The organism is Bacillus cereus group sp. BfR-BA-01316, from assembly GCF_022664195.1.
GTDB lineage: Bacteria > Bacillota > Bacilli > Bacillales > Bacillaceae_G > Bacillus_A.
In genome coordinates this window covers 128,268-147,598 of record NZ_JAKUGX010000002.1, presented here as the reverse complement: position 1 = coordinate 147,598, position 19,331 = coordinate 128,268, and the positions used below count along the sequence as shown (strand labels likewise).

The window sequence follows — 19,331 nt, the reverse complement described above, 5'->3', positions numbered from 1 at the left end:
AACAGATGGCTGATAAACCAGCTCGTTCTAAACAAATTGAAACTGAAATGACCCTTGAGCAAGTGAAAGAACAACTCACTGAGCTTGGAAAAAAACGTGGCGTTCTTACATATGAAGAGATTGCAGAACGCATGAATGGATTTGAAATTGAATCCGACCAAATGGATGAATACTACGAATATTTAGGTGAACAAGGGATTGACTTAGTTGGTGACAATGACAACGACGAAGGTCCTAATAATCGCCAAATTACAAAAACGGAAGAAGAATTCGACCTCAATGATTTAAGTGTGCCACCAGGTGTGAAAATCAATGACCCTGTTCGTATGTACTTAAAAGAAATTGGTCGAGTTGACTTACTATCCGCTGAAGAAGAAATTCGACTTGCGACACGTATTGAAGAAGGCGATGAAGAAGCAAAACGCCGTCTTGCAGAAGCAAACTTACGTCTTGTAGTAAGTATTGCAAAGCGCTACGTGGGCCGCGGTATGCTTTTCTTAGACTTAATCCAAGAAGGAAATATGGGTCTAATTAAAGCGGTTGAAAAGTTCGACTATCGTAAAGGTTTTAAATTTAGTACGTATGCAACTTGGTGGATTCGCCAAGCTATTACACGTGCGATTGCAGACCAAGCGCGAACAATTCGTATTCCAGTTCATATGGTCGAAACCATTAATAAGTTAATTCGTGTACAACGTCAATTATTACAAGATTTAGGACGCGAACCATCTCCTGAAGAGATTGGTGAAGAAATGGATCTTGCTCCAGAAAAAGTACGCGAAATCTTAAAGATTGCACAGGAGCCAGTTTCTCTTGAAACACCAATTGGTGAAGAAGACGACTCCCATTTAGGTGACTTTATTGAAGACCAAGAAGCAACATCGCCTGCGGACCATGCAGCGTATGAATTGCTAAAAGAACAATTAGAAGATGTGTTAGATACACTAACAGATCGTGAAGAAAATGTTCTGCGTCTTCGTTTTGGTTTAGATGATGGACGAACTCGTACGCTTGAAGAAGTTGGGAAAGTATTCGGCGTAACGAGAGAACGTATTCGTCAAATTGAAGCGAAAGCACTTCGCAAACTAAGACATCCGAGCCGTAGTAAACGTCTTAAGGATTTCTTAGAATAGGTTATTTTAAGTTTACTTCACGATTGTGAAGTAAACTTTTTTCTTTTGTTAATTTTTGTTAACATTTAGCTATCGGCAACGATTACAATTTCTTGTAATTTATTTTACAGAATTGTCTTTTGATTTGCAAATGCTCATTTTTAGATTTTTCGATTAATTTTGTTTATTCTATACAAAATAATATGTAGAAAAGTAAAAAATATGATGAGAAACGTTAGTAATTATCGAAATAATATGCGATATAATAGTGAAAATCAATAAAATGAATTTACGGAATATTTTTAACAAGTAGTAGTTTGCTCTTTTCTGATAGAGCGTTTTCAAGTACAATATAAATGACTGAATCATCTAACTATTTAGGGATATAGAGGGGGGAGAAGAGATATGAAACGTAATCCGTTGATTCCGTTCGCTCTTATTGCAGCATTAGGTATTATCGTTATGTTTGTATTTTCATTTCAGGGGCTAAATAAATCTAAAGAGTTAGCTGATGCAAAAAATGGCGGGAAACCAGCACAAACAGCATCAAAGCCAGAGGATATTGTAAAGCAAAGCTGTACGAGCTGTCATGGTGATCAGTTACAAGGGGCGGTAGGACCTAATTTACAAAAAATTGGTGGGAAACTTTCAAAAGATGAAATTAAAGAAATTCTTTCAAAAGGAAAAGGGAATATGCCACCAAATGTAGTTCCAGCTGATCAAGCAGCTAAAGTAGCTGATTGGTTATCGAAGAAAAAATAAAGTGAAACTTTAATCAGTGGGGGGTTCATCCCCCATTGATTATTAGCCCTCACCAATCGGGCGTTTACGGGCAGTTGGTCTCCCACCTAACTTCTTTGTTCTAGCCGAATTTTGAGGTGGGAGTCTTACTGCCCGCAAATAGCGGGATAAAGTATAGAAAAACAAGTCTTTTGCTTTTTGCAAAAGGCTTGTTTTTCTATACTATCTAAAATACGATTAGTAATAGAGAATTGAAGTGTTGTTATAGACTTGCAACAACCACTATAAATTCATTATCATGGAGACAGACTGACAAGAGAAGGAGTAATGGAAATACATGAATGAAGTAAAGCTTTCAAAACGATTAGAAGAAGTTGTGAGGGAGATTCCTGTAGGCTCTACAGTAGCTGATATTGGATCGGATCATGCGTATTTACCGTGTTATACAATTATAAATAATATTGCTACAAAAGCAGTTGCAGGAGAGGTTGTAGATGGACCGTTTCGCTCTGCACAAGCAACTGTAGCTGAAAGTGGCTTACAAGATAAAGTAGACGTTCGTAAAGGGAATGGATTAGCTGTTATTACACCAGGAGAAGTAGATGTTATTACGATTGCTGGTATGGGTGGAGCGTTAATTCGTGACATTTTAGAAAGTGGTAAAGAAAAATTAGAAGGTGTAACACGTTTAATCTTACAGCCGAATATTGCAGCGCACCATATCCGTGAATGGTTTATTGAAAATGGATGGGAGCTTATCCGTGAGAAAATTGTAATAGAAGATGGAAAGATTTACGAGATTTTAGTCGGAGAGCGGGGAGATACAGCAGTACCTTACTCTGAAAATAAACAAGCTGAATTGTTTATGGGTCCATTTCTAATAAAAGAAAAAAGTGAAGCTTTTGTTGAAAAGTGGGAAGGGGAATTGAAAAACTTCCAAAATATTTTAAAACAGTTAGAGCGTGCAGCGGAGTCTGAAGAGACAAAAGCGAAGCGTGCAGAAGTAGAAGCGAAAATGAAAATGATAGGAGAGGTTTTATCATGAGTAAAATTCCGAATGGCCATGAAATTATTTCTTTATTTGAAAGTATGTATCCGAAGCATTTAGCGATGGAAGGGGATAAGATTGGCTTACAGATTGGAGCGCTTAATAAACCTGTGCAGCACGTATTAATCGCATTAGATGTAACTGAGGAAGTTGTGGACGAGGCGATCCAATTAGGAGCGAATGTCATTATAGCGCACCATCCTTTAATCTTTAATCCATTAAAAGCGATTCATACAGATAAGGCGTACGGAAGAATTATTGAAACGTGTATTAAAAATGATATTGTAATTTATGCCGCACATACAAATGTAGATATTGCTAAGGGCGGGGTAAATGATTTACTTGCTGATGCGTTAGGGTTACAAAATACAGAAGTATTAGCTCCTACATATGCAGAAGAAATGAAAAAAATTGTTGTATTTGTTCCAGTAACCCATGCAGAAGAAGTGCGCAAAGCTCTTGGAGATGCGGATGCAGGTCATATCGGTAATTATAGCCACTGTACGTTCGGTAGCGAAGGGGTAGGTACGTTTATCCCTCAAGAAGGTACAAATCCTTATATCGGAGAAACTGGACAGTTAGAACGTGTAGAAGAGGCGCGTGTCGAAACGATTATTCCAGCTTCGTTACAAAGAAAAGTTATTAAAGCGATGTTGGCAGCCCATCCATATGAAGAAGTGGCATATGATGTATATCCGCTTGATAATAAAGGTGAAACATTAGGTCTTGGTAAAATAGGATATTTACAAGAAGAAATGACGCTTGAACAGTTTGCTTCACATGTGAAACAATCATTACATGTAAAGGGTGCAAGAGTTGTTGGAAAGTTAGATGATAAGGTGCGTAAAGTAGCTGTACTTGGTGGTGACGGTAATAAATATATAAACCAAGCGAAATTCAAAGGAGCAGATGTATATGTAACAGGTGATATGTATTATCATGTTGCTCACGATGCGATGATGATTGGTTTAAATATAGTCGATCCAGGACATAACGTTGAAAAAGTAATGAAGCAAGGTGTACAAAAACAATTGCAAGCTAAAGTAGATGAAAAGAATTTCAATGTACAAATTCATGCTTCACAGTTACATACGGATCCGTTCACATTTGTATAAGAAAAATAAAAACCGTTGCTCATGTAGGCAACGGTTTTTATTATTGTTGTTTTTTTACTTTTACACGTGGCAATATCTTTTGAAGTGGTACCTTTCGAATTCTGTCCCATGTAGCTGGATTCATCGGATCATATTGCTCTAAGAAAGCAATAACTTCTTTTGTGATTGGTGTTGGAGTAGAAGCCCCCGCTGTAACTGCAACATTTTCGATACCTTGTAGCCACTCTAATTGGATTTCACTTACGTCTGCAACACGGTATGCTTTTGTACCAGCAATTTCTTGTGATACTTGAGCTAAACGGTTGGAGTTGTTACTTTTCGGATCACCAACAACAATTGTTAAATCTGCAACATCAGCTTGTTTAGCGACAGCTTCTTGGCGAACTTGAGTTGCTAAACAAATTTCCTTGTGGAATTCTGCTGTTGGGAATTTTTTCTGAATGTCCTCCATTAAATGTTGAACATCCCATTGACTCATTGTTGTTTGATTTGTAACTAAAATTTTATCCGTTGGGATTTCTAATGTTTTTAAATCGTCAGCTTTTTCGATAAGATGAACGATATCAGGTGCAATACCAACTGCACCTTCTGGTTCTGGATGATTTTTTTTGCCGATATAAATGACATGGTATCCTTCAGCTTTCTTTGCTTCAATAAGGTCATGTGTTTTTGTAACATCTGGGCAAGTTGCATCAATTGTCGTTAAACCTTTTGCTTTTGCACGTTGTTTAACTTCTGGAGAAACACCGTGTGCAGTAAAAATAACAGTACCAGAATCGATTTTATCTAAAATTTCTAATCGACTTGGACCGTCTAATGTAATGATGCCATCCTCTTCGAAAGCATCTGTTACATGCTTATTGTGAACAATCATACCTAAAATATAAATGGGTCTCGGTAATGATTTATCTAATGCGGCGTTACGTGCAATAACCATCGCGTCAACAACGCCGTAGCAATAACCACGAGGGGAAATTTTAACAATCTTCATGTGAGTAATCCTCTCCTTCTAAACAAGGGATACTTTTGTGCATAGTCCATTACATTATAAAGGAGGAGTGGAGAGAAAACAAAGGATAGTTACACATATAGTTTTGGTTTTGTAGCTATTTGTTGAACAGGCTCTTCCGGTAATTCTTTTTCTATTACTGGTTCTATTACGATTTTTTTTCTTTTTTTCTTTTTTTGTGGAGGAGGAGTGGTCACTTCAACTTCTCCAGGCTGGTCTTCAGCTTGTTTTTCTTCCGTGCCTTTTCCAGAGGTGAGGATTTTAACAATACTGGGTAGATTACGCATAATTGGACTGTATTGCTCAACGACAGGTCCTACAGATTGAACAACTTGTGATACTTTTTCGATGTTATTTATCATATTAGTTGGATTTGCAATTAGGTTAGAAAAAAAACTTCCGATGCCACTGCTAGATGTCGCCGCAGCTGTAGTTGTTGTACCGCCACGCGTTTCGTTTGCTTCATACATTTGAGGGGGTATCATTTGTTGAGGATATGGTTGCTGTGGTTGGTACGGTTGTTGGTATGGTTGCTGTGATTGGTACGGTTGCTGGTATGATTGCCTTTGTTGGTACGCTTGCTGCTGGTGCATCATCGGCGGCTCTTCCATTTGCCGATAGGGAGGGGCCATTTGCATGAAAGGCTCCGTAGGATCGTGTTTTTTAAAGAGTTTAGAAAGAAAACTTTTCTTTTTTTGTGCCATTGGTGGTAGTTGTGGAATTGGGTATGGTGTATAAGAATGATGTCCTTGATTAGGATACATTTGCCCTATTGGGGATTTCGGATACATATGAGAAATCCTCCTTTCTTCAGTTAGGTATATACACATACAATATGCAATAGAAGGAAAGAAGGTTAGTTTTTGAGATGAAAACCTAAACTAAAGATGGATTTTACTTGTAGACTTCGATATAATGTAGACTTGACTGATTTGTGCGCAGTAGAAATTTTAGAAAGAAGGTGTAACTTATGACACTACAAACTTTTACACAGTATGATTTTAAACCATTTTTAATAGATGCAATTCGTGAACTACGCTTTTCAGAGCCGACAGGAATTCAAAAGAAAATTTTCCCAGTCGTGAAAAAAGGTGTGAGTGTAATTGGACAATCCCAAACTGGTTCTGGGAAAACACATGCATACTTACTTCCTACATTAAACAGAATTGATGCAAGTCGTGAAGAAGTACAACTTGTTATTACAGCGCCTACTCGTGAGTTAGCACAACAAATTTATCAAGAAATTGTGAAATTAACAAAGTTCTGTGCAGAAGATCAAATGATTACAGCACGTTGCTTAATTGGTGGAACTGATAAACAACGATCAATTGAAAAGTTGAAAAAACAACCTCATATTGTAGTTGGAACGCCAGGACGTATTAAAGACTTAGTAGAAGAAAAGGCGCTATTTGTTTATAAAGCGGATACTATTATTGTCGATGAAGCGGATTTAATGCTTGATATGGGATTCATTCAAGATGTAGATAAAATTGCAGCACGTATGCCTAAAAACCTGCAAATGTTAGTTTTCTCTGCAACAATTCCTCAAAAATTAAAACCATTTTTGAAGAAATATATGGAGAATCCAGAACATATTCATATTAATCCGAAGCAAGTTGCAGCAGGAAATATTGATCATTACCTTGTGCCTTCAAGACACCGTAATAAAATTGAATTAGTAAAAAATATGTTACTTCAATTTAAACCATATTTAGCAATTGTCTTTACAAACACAAAGAAGAAGGCTGATGAAGTAGCCGATGGATTAGCAGAACGTGGGTTAAAAGTAGGGCGTATACACGGTGATTTATCACCACGTGATCGTAGAAAAATGATGAAACAAGTTCGTGATTTAGAGTTCCAATACATTGTCGCAACAGATTTGGCGGCACGCGGTATTGATATTGAAGGAATTAGCCATGTTATTAACTATGAACTTCCACCAGATTTAGATTTCTTCGTTCACCGTGTTGGAAGAACTGCACGTGCGGGTCATTCAGGTATTGCAGTGACGATTTATGATCCAGCAAACGAAGAAGCATTAGATAGCTTAGAAAAACAACGTAATATTGAGTTTAAGCATGTAGATTTACGCGGAGATGAATGGGCGGATTTAGGTGACCGTCGTCGTCGTAAGAGCCGTAAAAAACCAAATGATGGACTAGATGTTATGGCAACAAAAGTTGTTAAAAAGCCGAAAAAAGTAAAACCAAACTATAAACGAAAACTTGCCACAGAACGTGACAAAGTGAAGAAAAAATATAGCAATAAAAAAAGATAAGGGATTTCCCTTATTTTTTTTTATCTCACTACTTGAGAGAAAATCGATTAATGCAGATTAATAATTAGTGAGGGGTAGAAAAAACGTTGACTAAAGTTTCACTTTATCCAATTAATTTAGGTGTAGAGTGCAGATTGTTTAAATAGTCAGTTTAATTTGTGTAGTGCCTTTTGTGTGAACAAACAATTCGCTACATATTTCTACAAATTATGCTATCATTATATCTATTGTATATTGAAGAGGTGATTGTATGTTAAAGATTGGATCTCATGTTTCAATGAGTGGTAAGAAGATGTTATTAGCAGCAAGTGAAGAGGCTGTTTCATACGGTGCAACAACGTTCATGATTTATACAGGTGCGCCACAAAATACACGAAGAAAACCAATTGAAGAATTGAATATAGAAGCAGGAAGAAAACATATGGAACTAAACGGTATCGAGGAAATTATCGTCCATGCTCCGTATATTATTAATGTTGGGAATACGACGAAACCTGAGACGTTCCAATTAGGTGTTGATTTCCTGCGTATGGAAATTGAAAGAACGGCAGCATTAGGGGTAGCAAGACAAATTGTTCTTCACCCAGGAGCTCACGTTGGTGCAGGAGCCGATGCTGGTATTCAACAAATTATTAAAGGGCTTAATGAAGTAATAACGCCAGAACAAACGGTTAATATTGCGCTAGAAACGATGGCAGGAAAGGGAACAGAATGCGGTCGTAGCTTTGAAGAAATTGCGAAAATTATTGATGGTGTGAAATATAATGAAAAACTATCTGTATGTTTTGATACGTGTCATACGCATGATGCAGGTTATGACCTTGTAAATGATTTTGACGGTGTGTTAAACGAATTTGATAAAATTGTTGGGATAAATCGTTTACAAGTACTTCATATTAACGATAGCAAAAATGTATGCGGAGCTGGAAAAGACCGTCATGAGAATATTGGTTTTGGTCATATTGGCTATAAGGCATTGCATCACATTGTGCATCACCCACAACTTACGCACGTACCAAAAATTCTTGAAACGCCGTATGTAGGTGAAGATAAAAAAGATAAGAAGCCACCATATAAATTAGAAATCGAAATGCTGAAAAATGGTACTTTTGATGAAGGAATTCTTGGGAAAATTAAAGCGCAATAAGGAGGGGATTTTCCCCTCCTTATTTTAATAGCTGCTGAAATAAAATATTTACTTGTTGGGCAGTGGCAGGAGTAGTTACTTTAGCGATTTGTTTTAACAAATCTAGTCGCTCGGTATTATCGTAAATGTTAATGTTTTTCCCTTTCATAAGTAAAACGATTTTATCAGCTTGTGCAGTTGTGATTGGAACTTCGTATTCTTTACTATATTTCAATAACTCTTTTGTAGAAATATGATTTAATTTTTTGTTCACAATTTGTTTAATGAGGTTCATCGTGTTGTCCTCCTTCACACGTTCTTCTATCGAAATATATGTACCCATAGCTTGTACATATTCGTATCAAGGTGCATTTTTTCAATGGGGAAAAGAAGCTTATGTTATAATATAAGGACAAAACTATAGATAAAGAGTATAAGGAGGACTTATGGAAAAAAAGCAACATCGAAAAGAAAGTGTTATTCATCTTGTATATCGTTTAGTTATGATTGTCTTTGGGGCAGCGTGTGCGGCGGTAGCGATTGAACTATTTTTAATGCCAAATAAAATTATTGATGGTGGAATTATTGGTATTTCTCTTATATTAGATTATCTTACTCCTAATATTTGGTGGTTAAGTTTTTCTACTTTAGTTGTTGTCCTCAACATTCCGTTTATGTACTCTGGGTATAAGCAAATTGGAAAAACATTCATGTTATCTTCAGCATTTGGAATTGTAGCTTTAGCATTTATTGAATCAACGTTGCATGCTATCCCGCCATTTACAACAGAGCCGATTTTAGCAACAGTTTTTGGCGGTCTTATTTTAGGGATTGGTGTAGGACTTGTTATTCGTCATGGTGGATCGTTAGACGGGACGGAGATTATGGGAATTCTATTAACGAAGAAATTACCGTTTTCTGTTGGTGAATTCGTAATGTTTGTGAACTTATTCATTTTTGCATGGGCAGCATTTGTTTTTGGTGTTGAACAAGCGATGTATTCTGTTATGACGTACTATATCGCATTCAAAACAATTGATACGGTAATTCAAGGATTGGACGAAACGAAAGCAGTTTTAATAGTATCGGATCAATATGAGGAAGTGTCAAATGCAATTTTACACCGCCTTGGTCGTGGAACAACAAAACTTGTTGCTAAAGGTGGCTATACAGATAAAGAAAAAGAAGTTATTTATGCAGTTGTAACACGTCTGGAAGTGACGAAGTTAAAATCAATTGTGCATGAAATTGATGAAAATGCATTTGTTACGATTATGAATACACAAGAGACAAATGGTGGTAAGTTTAAATCAGCAATTCACTAAAAAGTTAATTGTAATATCTTTTGAAAGCAGAGAATTCTTCTCTGCTTTTTGTTATAATAATAAGGTTTCTTGAAATAAAGAATATATTTTAGGCAGATTGGTTTACAACTATAATAAGCTGTACTATAATTCAAATAGAGATAAATCGGAATCATTCTGAATTAAAATAGGTGAGATGATATGAATAATATATTGGAAATAGAAGGATTAACGTTTCGATATGAAGATCGCAACGTGTTAGAAGATATTAATTTGCAAGTTCCGAAGGGAGCTTTTTTAGGTTTAGTTGGACCAAATGGTTCAGGGAAATCGACTTTACTTAAATGTTTATTGGGTGTTTTAAAACCAAAGCAAGGAAGTATTCGATTGTTTGGCATTGATAGTAAGAAATTTAAAGAGTGGAATAAAGTTGGTTATGTATCCCAAAAGGCAAGTAGTTTTAACTCAGGTTTCCCGGCAACTGTTTTTGAAGTTGTTTCAATGGGGCTTGTTTCGAAAAAGGGGCTTTTTCGCTTTTTTACGAAAGACGATAATGCGAAAGTAGAACAAGCGATTGCTGATGTAGGTATGAGTGAGTTTCAAGGTCGTAACATTGGAGAACTTTCTGGTGGACAACAACAGCGTGTATTTATTGCTCGTGCACTTGTAAGCAATCCGGAATTGCTTATTTTGGACGAACCTACTGTTGGGATCGATGTAAAAAATGTGGAAAGCTTCTATGAGATACTAGAGGATTTAAACAAAAGGCTAGGAATCACGTTAATTCTTGTTACGCACGATATGGGTGCTGTAACAGAGAAGGTGACGCATGTTGCATGTTTAAATCAGCATCTACATTTCCATGGGAATGTAGAGAAATTCCGAGAGTTAGAAGATGCAGAAATGTCGATTTTATATGGACATCATGTTCATCGCTTAGAACATGAACATGGGCATCACGGGAGGATATAATGATACAGGATTTTTTACAATATGATTTTTTACGTAATTCTTTATACGCTGGTGTTTTAATAGGGCTTGTCGGACCACTTATCGGCGTGTTCGTTGTAATTCGCCGCATGTCGCTTATTGCGGATGCATTAAGTCATGTGACGTTATCAGGAATTGCAGCTAGTTTATTACTTGAAAAGACAATCTTTACTGGTGGGTTTTTAAACCCTTTATATATGGGAATGTTTTTTTCAATCGGTGGAGCATTGCTAATTGAAAAATTACGTACTGTATATAAACATTATCAAGAGTTAGCAATTCCGATTATACTTTCAGCAGGGATGGGAATCGGTGTTATTTTTATTTCACTTGCAAATGGATTTAACACAGATTTATTTAGTTATTTATTTGGTAGTGTAAGTGCTGTGACAAGTACGGATTTAATTATTATCGGTGTTGTAGCAATTGTTGTTATTGCAACGATTGTTTTATTATACAAAGAGTTGTTTTTACTATCATTTGATGAGGAATACGCTGTATCAACGGGTTTGAGTGCAAAGTGGATTCACTTTATTTTCATTATATTAGTTGCTCTTGTAATTGCGGTCTCAATGCGGGTTGTAGGTGTTCTTCTCGTATCATCTTTAATGACGTTACCAGTTGCAGCAAGTATTCGTATTGCAAAAGGATTTAAACAAACAATTTTCTTTTCCATTTTATTTGGTGAAATTGCAGTAATTGGTGGAATGTTTGCTTCGTATCAACTTGATCTAGCACCAGGTGGTACAATTGTTATGATAGCGGTTCTTATTTTAATCGGTGCGATTTTATGGAAGAAGAAAAAAACTGCATAAAGTAGGGATAGGTATGAATCTAACAGAAGCTTTACGCCTAATGAAGGAAAAAGGATATAAACATACGGGGAAAAGGGAAGAGATGCTAAGATTATTCGCGGCGCATAATCGTTATTTAACTGCGAAAGATGTTTTAGAGCATATGAAGGATGATTATCCAGGACTTAGTTTTGATACGATTTATCGTAACTTAACGGTTTTTGCTGAAGTCGGTGTTTTAGAGCAAACGGAATTAAATGGTGAAAAGCATTTTCGTTTTACATGCTCAATTATGGAACATCATCACCATTTCATTTGTTTAGATTGTGGTGGTACGAAAAAAATCACTTCTTGCCCAATGGATTTTATGAATAAAGATTTTAAAGGTTATGAGGTAACCGGGCATAAGTTTGAAATATATGGTCGTTGCCCAAAATGTGCAAAATGAGAGGGCTCGTCGGTTATATAATTGACGAGCTTTTAATTTAAATGTAAAAAAAGGTTGCTCACAAAAATTGTGGGCAACCTTCTTTTATTGTTCTTGTTTTTCTTTTTCTTTATCTCGTTCGGCAGCCATTTCAGCAGCGATTACATCAATTTCTTTTTTCAGTTCTTCTACCATTGTTTCTTCTGGTACTTTACGAACGACTTGCCCTTTACGGAATAATAAACCTTCTCCGCGTGCACCGGCAATACCGATGTCAGCTTCACGAGCTTCACCAGGACCGTTTACGGCGCAGCCGAGTACTGCAACCTTAATTGGAACTTGAAGCGTAGAGATGTATTCTTCGACTTCATTAGCAATGCTAATTAGGTCGATTTCAATACGACCACAAGTTGGACAAGAAATAAGTGTTGCGGCATTAGATGCAAGACCGAATGACTTTAATAGTTCACGTGCAACTTTTACTTCTTCAACTGGATCAGCACTTAAAGAAATACGAAGTGTATTTCCGATGCCTTTACTTAAAATTGCTCCAAGACCGGCGGCACTTTTTACAGTTCCAGCAAACAATGTTCCTGATTCTGTAATACCTAAATGTAATGGATAATCAAAAGCGCGAGCAGCTTTTTCGTATGCTTCAATTGCTAAGTTAACATCAGAGGCTTTCATTGATACGATAATATCGTGGAAATCTAAGTCCTCTAAAATTTTAATATGGTGCAGTGCGCTCTCGACCATACCATCAGCAGTTGGATATCCATACTTTTCTAAAATATGACGTTCTAATGAACCGGCATTTACACCGATACGGATTGGAATGCCACGCTCTTTCGCTGCATTTACAACAGCTTCTACTTTATGGCGACGTCCAATGTTACCTGGATTGATACGTACTTTATCAATGCCGCCTTCGATTGCTTTTAAAGCAAGGCGATAATCAAAATGAATATCAGCAACAAGTGGAATGTTGATTTGTTTTTTAATATCAGCAATAGCATTTGCTGCGCGTTCGTCTGGAACAGCAACACGAACAACTTGACAGCCAGCTTCTTCTAAACGTTTAATTTCAGCAACTGTAGCCTCAACATCATGTGTTTTTGTTGTCGTCATACTTTGTATAATTAATTCATTGTTACCGCCAATTGTTAAATTACCGACTTTAACTGGACGTGTTTTTGTACGTTGAGTCATTTCATTCACGAATTGATCGCTCTCCTTATAAAAGAAGTTTCTTATTTTAGTCCCTTACATCAATGATAGTATGTGTGAGAAAGGGCTATAGAAACCAAAGTACTCGGTTTCACTTTTACTATTGTATCAGCGCCTTTATGTAATTGACAAGGATTAAGTGATTGCTTATTGATATAACGGGAATTTATAAGACTTTCCAACTTGGATTTTTGTAGCAGATGTATTTTTATTTAATTGCTTAAAATCATCAATTACTTTTTCAATAGAAGGGATTTTTTTCTTATTAATTTGTTCTGTAATAGAAAGAACGGTCTCGCCAGTTTTTACTTCGATTGCTTTATAAACTGTATCCGTTTCTTTTTCTGTTTCTTTCTCTTTATTTTGTTTTGCATCTGTATTTTCTTTTTTTATCGTTTGGGCAGCAGAGGTTTTTTTGTATGAACTTAACATCGGTAAAGTACCGATTTTTATGTCGTAATAAAATATATAACCGAGGACAAGCACGAATAAGAGTACACCTAATCTCTTCATATCCTTCACTCCTTTGCTAGGAATATATGCTTGTCCAAAAAAAAAATGCCTATTTAGGCATTTTTTTTTATAGTTCTTGTTTTTCTTTCGGTTTTGGAACTTCTTTAATTGTTAAGTATAGAACGATTAACACAACTGCAATGTAAATGAATGTTGCACCAGGTACGTTTATTTTGAATAAATCCATAATCATAAAGAAGATTGTTGGAATTGTGTAGCTGTAAGCAGTTAATGTCCAAACTTGTTTATAAGATAATTTGCGCTGACCGCTCATCGCAGAACCGATGAAGGCAAGCAGTGTAACTCCTACAAAGGTAATAAATAATTGGAACAAGTACAGTAAGAACCCAATAACGAATAATAAGATTGGATAAATACTGTCAAATAACGAAATGAAGTCTTGTAAATCTTTTTTCTCAAGAGATGCGCCTAATAAGTCATTATAGGAGTATGTTTGTGTTTGACCATTTCCCATGGAGACTACTTTATCTTTTAAAACAAATAAACCTGTTTTATTTTGATATTTTTCTAAGTCTGTTGAATTTGGATCAAATACGAAAAGGGCGTTTCCGTCTTCTTTTTCGATAGGTTGATCAATATCAGCTTGTAGCTCGCCGTTTTCGATTTTAAAATCAGGTAAATCTTTTTCGATTACTTTATTTACCATGTTAACACCATCTTGGATGACGCTACCGTACAAGAAAGTTCTTGGAATAGTAGTGATTAGGCAAAGAAGCATAATATACAAAATGGTTTTACCGATTTTTTGAAAACGGAAAAGCGCCATATCTTTAGGCGAATATACGCTTTTTGCTAGCTGTGTAAAAATGGACATAGATTCACTTCCTTTATGTATGTATAAAATCATTGTAACGTACGAATCTAGAGAAGCTCAAGATATATTATACTTACATATAGTAGAGAGGACTAAATTTCTTCTTATTAATTTACTTCTTCTAGTAGAGAAAAATACAATTGACACTTTTCTTTTGTATATGGTAAATTTATCTTACATTTTTCAAACGATATATCCGATGGGAATTTAGTTGTTTTTAATGTTACATACATAATCGTGGACCCTTAGCTCAGTTGGTTAGAGCAGACGGCTCATAACCGTCCGGTCGTAGGTTCGAGTCCTACAGGGTCCATATCCATTTCATATGTTTATTATGTCAGCAGGAAGCTTCCTTGTAGAAGGAAGCTTTTTTTACGGGATATATGAGCATTTTAATTGAAAAGAAGTGGGAATTTTGCTACTTTAATGATAGCAAGACAAAGCGATTTATTTGTTTGCACCCTATGGCAATTAGGGTAGAATGAAGTTGTAGGTCACATATGTAGTGACAATACATAAACCGGGAGGAATATAACAATGGCAAAACACGAATTACCAAATTTACCTTATGCGTATGATGCTTTAGAACCTCACTTTGATAAAGAAACAATGAACATCCATCATACAAAACATCACAACACGTATATTACAAACTTAAACGCTGCTTTAGAAGGTCATGCAGAATTAGCTGACAAAAGCGTTGAAGAATTAGTTGCAAACTTAAACGAAGTACCTGAAGCAATCCGTACAGCAGTACGTAACAATGGTGGCGGACATGCTAACCATACATTCTTCTGGACAATCCTATCTCCAAACGGCGGGGGACAACCAGTAGGCGAACTTGCAACTGCGATTGAAGCGAAATTCGGTAGCTTTGATGCATTCAAAGAAGAATTCGCAAAAGCTGGCGCAACTCGCTTCGGTTCTGGTTGGGCTTGGTTAGTAGTAAACAATGGTGAGTTAGAAGTAACAAGCACTCCAAACCAAGATTCTCCTCTAACTGAAGGTAAAACTCCAGTTATCGGTTTAGATGTTTGGGAGCATGCTTACTACTTAAATTACCAAAACCGTCGTCCTGACTACATCGGTGCATTCTGGAACGTTGTAGATTGGAACGTTGCTGAAAAACTTTATCAAGAAGCAAAATAATTAAAGTTAATAAAGCTAGAAAAAAGCTAGGAGTTTTCTCCTAGCTTTTTTCTATGCTCTCCTTTTACATAATTGAGCTTGTCTTTGGAAGACTAGAACATGAAGTAAAGGAGAGTTGTGTATGAAGTGGAAACATGTAATTGGTGATGTTGAAGTGAATCGGGATTTAGTATTATTGCTCGTTATAGGAGGTTTATACACGCTCGCAATTTCTTTATCGAATACGTTTGTAAACATTTATTTATGGAAGCAAACACAAAATTATGTGAATCTGGGCTTGTATAATTTGGCCAGCGTTGTATTGCAGCCTCTAACATTTCTTGTGGGCGGGAAATTAGCGAAACGTATTGATCGCTCGGTTTTATTGAGAATCGGTGTAGGCACGTTAGCTGTTTTTTTTATCGTCGTTTTAGTAGCGGGGAAAAGTGCATCTCACTATATTTTACTAATGGGAGCCCTTTTAGGAGTTGGTTATGGTTTTTATTGGCTTGCTTTTAACTTGTTGACATTTGAGATTACAGAACCAGAAACAAGAGATTTTTTTAACGGTTTTCTAGGACTTCTTACATCGTTCTCTGGAATGATTGGACCGATAGCAGCAGGATATACAATTTCACGTATGGAAAAATGGAGTGGTTATACTGTTGTTTTCTTCCTCTCGTTAATGCTATTTGCGGTTGCAGTCGTTCTAAGCTTTTTTTTATCGAAGAGGGAATGTGAAGGACGCTATGAAATTGTGCAAGTATTGAAAGAGCGGCAAGTTGATGAAAACTGGGGAAGAATTACGCGTGCTCATTTCTTCCAAGGTTTGAGAGAGGGAACGTTTATTTTCGTTATTTCGGTATACGTCTATTTAGCATCTGGTAGCGAGTTAGCACTAGGGAAGTATAGTTTAGTGAACTCTGCAGTATCATTTGTATGCTATTATTTAGTTGCTCGTATGTTAAAGAAAGAATGGCGGAAAAAAGCAATTTTACTTGGTGGCATTATTTTATATGCGGTCGTATTTTTAGTTATTTTCAATGTTACATATACGAAATTACTTATTTATGCAGCATGTATTGCGGTTGCATATCCTATTTTACTCGTTCCGTACGGATCTATGACATACGATGTAATTGGTAGAGCAAAACAGGCGAGAGAATGGCGTGTAGAATACGTAGTTGTCAGGGAATTATGGTTAAATGCCGGAAGAATTTGTTCCATTTTAAGTTTTTTATGTGCTGTAACATTCTTTCCACCTGAAAAAAGTTTACCGTTCTTACTATGTATTTTAGGAGCTGGACATTTTCTTATTTATTTTGCAGTTAAAAATGTCAAATATGATGAGGGAAATGTGAACAAAACCAGCGTTGTAGCGCAGGGAACCACGCAGAATCAAACTGAACCAGAAGGTTAACTTATCGTTTGTTTTATGCTAGAATAGAAAAAGATGTAAGACAGCAGTGAGGGCACCTGTATGAAGGTGTCCCTTTCACATTACATAGCTGTTGGTAGAGGGGGTTTGTATGAGCAAGAAGCAGAAAAAGAACCAGACAAAGACAAAAACCCACGTTCCCTTTCGGTTAAACGTGTTGTTTTTTTGCGTGTTTTTAATGTTCTCCGCGGTTATTGTAAGGCTTGGATACGTACAAATTGTTCGTGGTGAGGAATATAAAAATGAAGTTGAGAAAAAAGAAAATTCAACGATAAGTAATCCTGTACCACGCGGGAAAATATTTGATCGTAATGGAGAAGCGGTCGTAGATAATGAGCCTATTCGTACAATTACATTTACAAAAATGAAGGGATCAACTGCAGCAGATCGCTTAGAAACGGCGAAAAAGTTAGCAGATTTAATTGAAGTCCCAACAGATAAGTTAACAGATCGCGATAAAAAAGATTATTGGCTTGCTTTACATAAAGAAGAAGCAGAAGCAAAAATCACAAAAAAAGATCGTGAAGAGTTTAAAGCGAATAAAATTGACGATAAAGAACTAGATGAACGTCAACGAAATCGTGTAACAGAAGAAGAGATTAATCAACTGTCAGCAAAAGATTTAGAAATATTGGCGATCAAAAGTAAGATGGAAAGCGGATATGCAATGACGCCGCAAATCGTTAAAAAAGGTGCAACAGAAGAAGAATATGCGATTATTAGTGAAAATTTGGCGAAATTGCCAGGTGTAGATACAAATGTCGACTGGGAACGAAAATATAAGTATGATGATATGTTCCGAAGTGTACTTGGTGGTGTAACTTCTTCTGATGAAGGGTTACCGAGAGAAAGATTAGATTACTATCTTGTTCGTGATTATAATCGTAATGATCGCGTAGGAAAAAGTTACCTTGAGCAACAGTACGAAGATAGTTTACACGGTACAAAATCCGAAGTGAGAAATGTTACAGATAAAGACGGAAATATTTTAGAAACTATTAATGTGTCACAAGGACAACGAGGTAACGATCTGAATTTAACAATTGATATGGAATTACAAAAGCGTGTAGAAGAGATTCTTGAGAAAAACTTAAATAAATTTAAAGGATCAGAACCGCTTTTAGATCGCGCTTTCGTTGTAATGATGAATCCGAAAAATGGTGAAGTTTTATCCATGGCAGGGAAACAATTAGTTAACGAAGATGGTCAAACGAAAGTAAATGACTTTGCTTTAGGTACCATGACAAGTTCTTATCCGATGGGTTCAACTGTAAAAGGTGCGACTGTACTTACGGGATATCAAACTGGCGCGATTCAACCTGGATCTGTACAGTTAGATGAACCAATTAAATTAAAAGGTACACAAACAAAATCATCTTGGAAAACGATGGGATACATTAATGACCTTGAAGCGTTAAAAATGTCTTCAAACGTTTATATGTTTAAAACAGCGATGAATATCGCTGGTGTCCCCTATGTGCGAGGCGGTACGTTAGATATACCACAAAAATCATATGATACTATGCGTTACTATTTCAGTCAATTTGGACTTGGTGTAAAAACTGGCATTGATTTACCGAATGAAACGGCTGGACAAAGAGGTAGAACAGATCATATACCAGGTTTCTTATTAGATTTATCAATTGGACAGTATGATACGTATACACCGCTTCAATTAGCACAATATATTTCGACGATTGCTAATGGTGGATATCGTATGCAACCGCAAGTTGTAAAGGAAATTCGTGAGCCATCGGCGAAGCCAGAGGAAGTTGGAAAAGTTGTTCAATCCATGGAACCGAAAGTATTAAATCGCATTGATATGCCTGAATCGCAAATTAAACGTGTTCAAGAAGGATTTAGACAAGTGTATAACGATTCAGGTGGTACAGCTACAAAATACTTTGCAGGTGCACCATATAAAGCAGCTGGGAAAACAGGTACAGCTCAAACTGTATATGGCGGAGATAAAGAGATTGGTAGAAATGCAAAAGGTGAGCGTGTTGAAACATATAACTTAACATTAGTAGGTTATGCGCCACTTGAAGATCCAGAAGTAGCATTTTCTGTTGTTGTGCCATGGGTACATGATGATAAAACAGGAATTAATGGATATATTGGTCGTGAAATTATGGATGCTTACTTTGAGTTAAAACAACAAGCATTAACTGGTGAAGCTCCGAAAGATGGAAAAGAGAAAAAAAGTAATGCACAAGATGATGAATAAAAAAGTTGTAAAAAAA

Annotated in this window: 19 protein-coding genes and 1 tRNA gene; 14 read left to right on the top strand and 6 right to left on the bottom strand. The window is 36.4% G+C overall.

Annotated elements, in window-relative coordinates; translation table 11 throughout:
- Positions 1-5: 5 nt before the first annotated feature.
- From rpoD to MR071_RS02440, 4 genes are all read left to right on the top strand, one after another.
- Positions 6-1,133 carry an RNA polymerase sigma factor RpoD gene (rpoD, locus tag MR071_RS02455; RefSeq protein WP_000764062.1) on the top strand — a complete coding sequence of 376 codons (1,128 nt, stop codon included), beginning with the start codon at positions 6-8 and terminating at the stop codon, positions 1,131-1,133.
- 384 nt (positions 1,134-1,517) lie between these two features.
- Positions 1,518-1,874, top strand: coding sequence for a cytochrome c550 (gene cccA, locus MR071_RS02450; protein ID WP_105584473.1), 357 nt, complete (start codon positions 1,518-1,520; stop codon positions 1,872-1,874).
- Positions 1,875-2,190: 316 nt separating this feature from the next.
- The gene (locus MR071_RS02445) at positions 2,191-2,898 is read left to right on the top strand and encodes a tRNA (adenine(22)-N(1))-methyltransferase (RefSeq protein WP_105584474.1); all 708 of its coding nucleotides are present in this window, start codon (positions 2,191-2,193) and stop codon (positions 2,896-2,898) included.
- The gene (locus MR071_RS02440) at positions 2,895-4,016 is read left to right on the top strand and encodes a Nif3-like dinuclear metal center hexameric protein (protein ID WP_242234764.1); all 1,122 of its coding nucleotides are present in this window, start codon (positions 2,895-2,897) and stop codon (positions 4,014-4,016) included. Before MR071_RS02445 ends, MR071_RS02440 begins: the two co-directional genes overlap by 4 nt.
- Before the next feature lie 40 nt (positions 4,017-4,056).
- Here MR071_RS02440 and MR071_RS02435 read toward each other — a convergent pair whose 3' ends face one another.
- Both MR071_RS02435 and MR071_RS02430 read right to left on the bottom strand, forming a co-directional pair.
- Positions 4,057-5,007 (bottom strand): 4-hydroxy-3-methylbut-2-enyl diphosphate reductase, encoded by a 951-nt coding sequence (locus tag MR071_RS02435; RefSeq protein WP_105584476.1) that lies wholly within the window; start codon positions 5,005-5,007, stop codon positions 4,057-4,059.
- Between the two features lie 89 nt (positions 5,008-5,096).
- Positions 5,097-5,816 carry a YqfQ family protein gene (locus tag MR071_RS02430; RefSeq protein WP_242234762.1) on the bottom strand — a complete coding sequence of 240 codons (720 nt, stop codon included), beginning with the start codon at positions 5,814-5,816 and terminating at the stop codon, positions 5,097-5,099.
- Positions 5,817-5,995: 179 nt separating this feature from the next.
- Here MR071_RS02430 and MR071_RS02425 point away from each other — a divergent pair, with 179 nt between their 5' ends.
- Positions 5,996-7,306, top strand: a complete 1,311-nt coding sequence (locus MR071_RS02425; protein ID WP_242234760.1) for a DEAD/DEAH box helicase — start codon at positions 5,996-5,998, stop codon at positions 7,304-7,306.
- 250 nt (positions 7,307-7,556) lie between these two features.
- On the top strand, positions 7,557-8,453 hold the full coding sequence (locus MR071_RS02420; RefSeq protein ID WP_105584479.1) for a deoxyribonuclease IV: 897 nt from the start codon (positions 7,557-7,559) through the stop codon (positions 8,451-8,453).
- Between the two features lie 19 nt (positions 8,454-8,472).
- On the opposite strand, the gene MR071_RS02415 is transcribed toward MR071_RS02420, so the two are convergent.
- Positions 8,473-8,727, bottom strand: coding sequence for a DUF2624 domain-containing protein (locus MR071_RS02415; protein ID WP_002088657.1), 255 nt, complete (start codon positions 8,725-8,727; stop codon positions 8,473-8,475).
- A gap of 151 nt (positions 8,728-8,878) precedes the next feature.
- Between MR071_RS02415 and MR071_RS02410 the strand changes: the two genes are divergently transcribed.
- The 4 genes from MR071_RS02410 to MR071_RS02395 all read left to right on the top strand — a co-directional run bounded on the left by MR071_RS02410 (position 8,879) and on the right by MR071_RS02395 (position 11,968).
- Complete coding sequence (locus MR071_RS02410) at positions 8,879-9,757, top strand: YitT family protein (RefSeq protein ID WP_105584480.1); 879 nt, start codon at positions 8,879-8,881, stop codon at positions 9,755-9,757.
- A gap of 180 nt (positions 9,758-9,937) precedes the next feature.
- Complete coding sequence (locus MR071_RS02405; RefSeq protein WP_105584481.1) at positions 9,938-10,708, top strand: metal ABC transporter ATP-binding protein; 771 nt, start codon at positions 9,938-9,940, stop codon at positions 10,706-10,708.
- Positions 10,708-11,541: a metal ABC transporter permease gene (locus MR071_RS02400; RefSeq protein WP_105584482.1), complete on the top strand. Its 834-nt coding sequence runs from the start codon at positions 10,708-10,710 to the stop codon at positions 11,539-11,541. Before MR071_RS02405 ends, MR071_RS02400 begins: the two co-directional genes overlap by 1 nt.
- Positions 11,542-11,554: 13 nt before the next feature.
- Complete coding sequence (locus tag MR071_RS02395; protein ID WP_105584483.1) at positions 11,555-11,968, top strand: Fur family transcriptional regulator; 414 nt, start codon at positions 11,555-11,557, stop codon at positions 11,966-11,968.
- Between the two features lie 84 nt (positions 11,969-12,052).
- Here the strand turns inward: MR071_RS02395 and ispG are convergent, their stop codons facing one another.
- From ispG to yqgB, 3 genes are all read right to left on the bottom strand, one after another.
- Positions 12,053-13,156 (bottom strand): flavodoxin-dependent (E)-4-hydroxy-3-methylbut-2-enyl-diphosphate synthase, encoded by a 1,104-nt coding sequence (gene ispG / locus MR071_RS02390; protein ID WP_181149439.1) that lies wholly within the window; start codon positions 13,154-13,156, stop codon positions 12,053-12,055.
- Positions 13,157-13,321: 165 nt separating this feature from the next.
- A complete protein-coding gene (locus tag MR071_RS02385) occupies positions 13,322-13,687 on the bottom strand; it encodes a hypothetical protein (protein ID WP_105584485.1) in 366 nt (121 codons plus the stop codon).
- A 67-nt stretch (positions 13,688-13,754) separates the two neighbouring features.
- Entirely contained in the window at positions 13,755-14,522 is a 768-nt protein-coding gene (yqgB, locus tag MR071_RS02380) for a protein YqgB (protein WP_105584486.1), read from the bottom strand.
- 239 nt (positions 14,523-14,761) lie between these two features.
- Between yqgB and MR071_RS02375 the strand changes: the two genes are divergently transcribed.
- The 4 genes from MR071_RS02375 to MR071_RS02360 all read left to right on the top strand — a co-directional run bounded on the left by MR071_RS02375 (position 14,762) and on the right by MR071_RS02360 (position 19,315).
- Positions 14,762-14,835: transfer RNA gene (locus MR071_RS02375), tRNA-Ile, on the top strand.
- A gap of 224 nt (positions 14,836-15,059) precedes the next feature.
- A complete protein-coding gene (gene sodA, locus MR071_RS02370) occupies positions 15,060-15,671 on the top strand; it encodes a superoxide dismutase [Mn] (protein ID WP_001052033.1) in 612 nt (203 codons plus the stop codon).
- 121 nt (positions 15,672-15,792) lie between these two features.
- Positions 15,793-17,070: an MFS transporter gene (locus MR071_RS02365; protein ID WP_242234758.1), complete on the top strand. Its 1,278-nt coding sequence runs from the start codon at positions 15,793-15,795 to the stop codon at positions 17,068-17,070.
- Between the two features lie 109 nt (positions 17,071-17,179).
- Positions 17,180-19,315 (top strand): peptidoglycan D,D-transpeptidase FtsI family protein, encoded by a 2,136-nt coding sequence (locus MR071_RS02360; RefSeq protein WP_105584488.1) that lies wholly within the window; start codon positions 17,180-17,182, stop codon positions 19,313-19,315.
- The last annotated feature ends 16 nt before the right edge of the window (positions 19,316-19,331 follow it).

Excerpts from the sequence above, each read along its gene's own strand:
- rpoD (WP_000764062.1), top strand. The coding sequence starts at position 6 with ATGGCTGATAAACCAGCTCGTTCTAAACAAATTGAAACTGAAATGACC.
- cccA (WP_105584473.1), top strand. The coding sequence starts at position 1,518 with ATGAAACGTAATCCGTTGATTCCGTTCGCTCTTATTGCAGCATTAGGT.
- MR071_RS02445 (WP_105584474.1), top strand. The coding sequence starts at position 2,191 with ATGAATGAAGTAAAGCTTTCAAAACGATTAGAAGAAGTTGTGAGGGAG.
- MR071_RS02440 (WP_242234764.1), top strand. The coding sequence starts at position 2,895 with ATGAGTAAAATTCCGAATGGCCATGAAATTATTTCTTTATTTGAAAGT.
- MR071_RS02435 (WP_105584476.1), bottom strand. The coding sequence starts at position 5,007 with ATGAAGATTGTTAAAATTTCCCCTCGTGGTTATTGCTACGGCGTTGTT.
- MR071_RS02430 (WP_242234762.1), bottom strand. The coding sequence starts at position 5,816 with ATGTATCCGAAATCCCCAATAGGGCAAATGTATCCTAATCAAGGACAT.
- MR071_RS02425 (WP_242234760.1), top strand. The coding sequence starts at position 5,996 with ATGACACTACAAACTTTTACACAGTATGATTTTAAACCATTTTTAATA.
- MR071_RS02420 (WP_105584479.1), top strand. The coding sequence starts at position 7,557 with ATGTTAAAGATTGGATCTCATGTTTCAATGAGTGGTAAGAAGATGTTA.
- MR071_RS02415 (WP_002088657.1), bottom strand. The coding sequence starts at position 8,727 with ATGAACCTCATTAAACAAATTGTGAACAAAAAATTAAATCATATTTCT.
- MR071_RS02410 (WP_105584480.1), top strand. The coding sequence starts at position 8,879 with ATGGAAAAAAAGCAACATCGAAAAGAAAGTGTTATTCATCTTGTATAT.
- MR071_RS02405 (WP_105584481.1), top strand. The coding sequence starts at position 9,938 with ATGAATAATATATTGGAAATAGAAGGATTAACGTTTCGATATGAAGAT.
- MR071_RS02400 (WP_105584482.1), top strand. The coding sequence starts at position 10,708 with ATGATACAGGATTTTTTACAATATGATTTTTTACGTAATTCTTTATAC.
- MR071_RS02395 (WP_105584483.1), top strand. The coding sequence starts at position 11,555 with ATGAATCTAACAGAAGCTTTACGCCTAATGAAGGAAAAAGGATATAAA.
- ispG (WP_181149439.1), bottom strand. The coding sequence starts at position 13,156 with ATGACTCAACGTACAAAAACACGTCCAGTTAAAGTCGGTAATTTAACA.
- MR071_RS02385 (WP_105584485.1), bottom strand. The coding sequence starts at position 13,687 with ATGAAGAGATTAGGTGTACTCTTATTCGTGCTTGTCCTCGGTTATATA.
- yqgB (WP_105584486.1), bottom strand. The coding sequence starts at position 14,522 with ATGTCCATTTTTACACAGCTAGCAAAAAGCGTATATTCGCCTAAAGAT.
- sodA (WP_001052033.1), top strand. The coding sequence starts at position 15,060 with ATGGCAAAACACGAATTACCAAATTTACCTTATGCGTATGATGCTTTA.
- MR071_RS02365 (WP_242234758.1), top strand. The coding sequence starts at position 15,793 with ATGAAGTGGAAACATGTAATTGGTGATGTTGAAGTGAATCGGGATTTA.
- MR071_RS02360 (WP_105584488.1), top strand. The coding sequence starts at position 17,180 with ATGAGCAAGAAGCAGAAAAAGAACCAGACAAAGACAAAAACCCACGTT.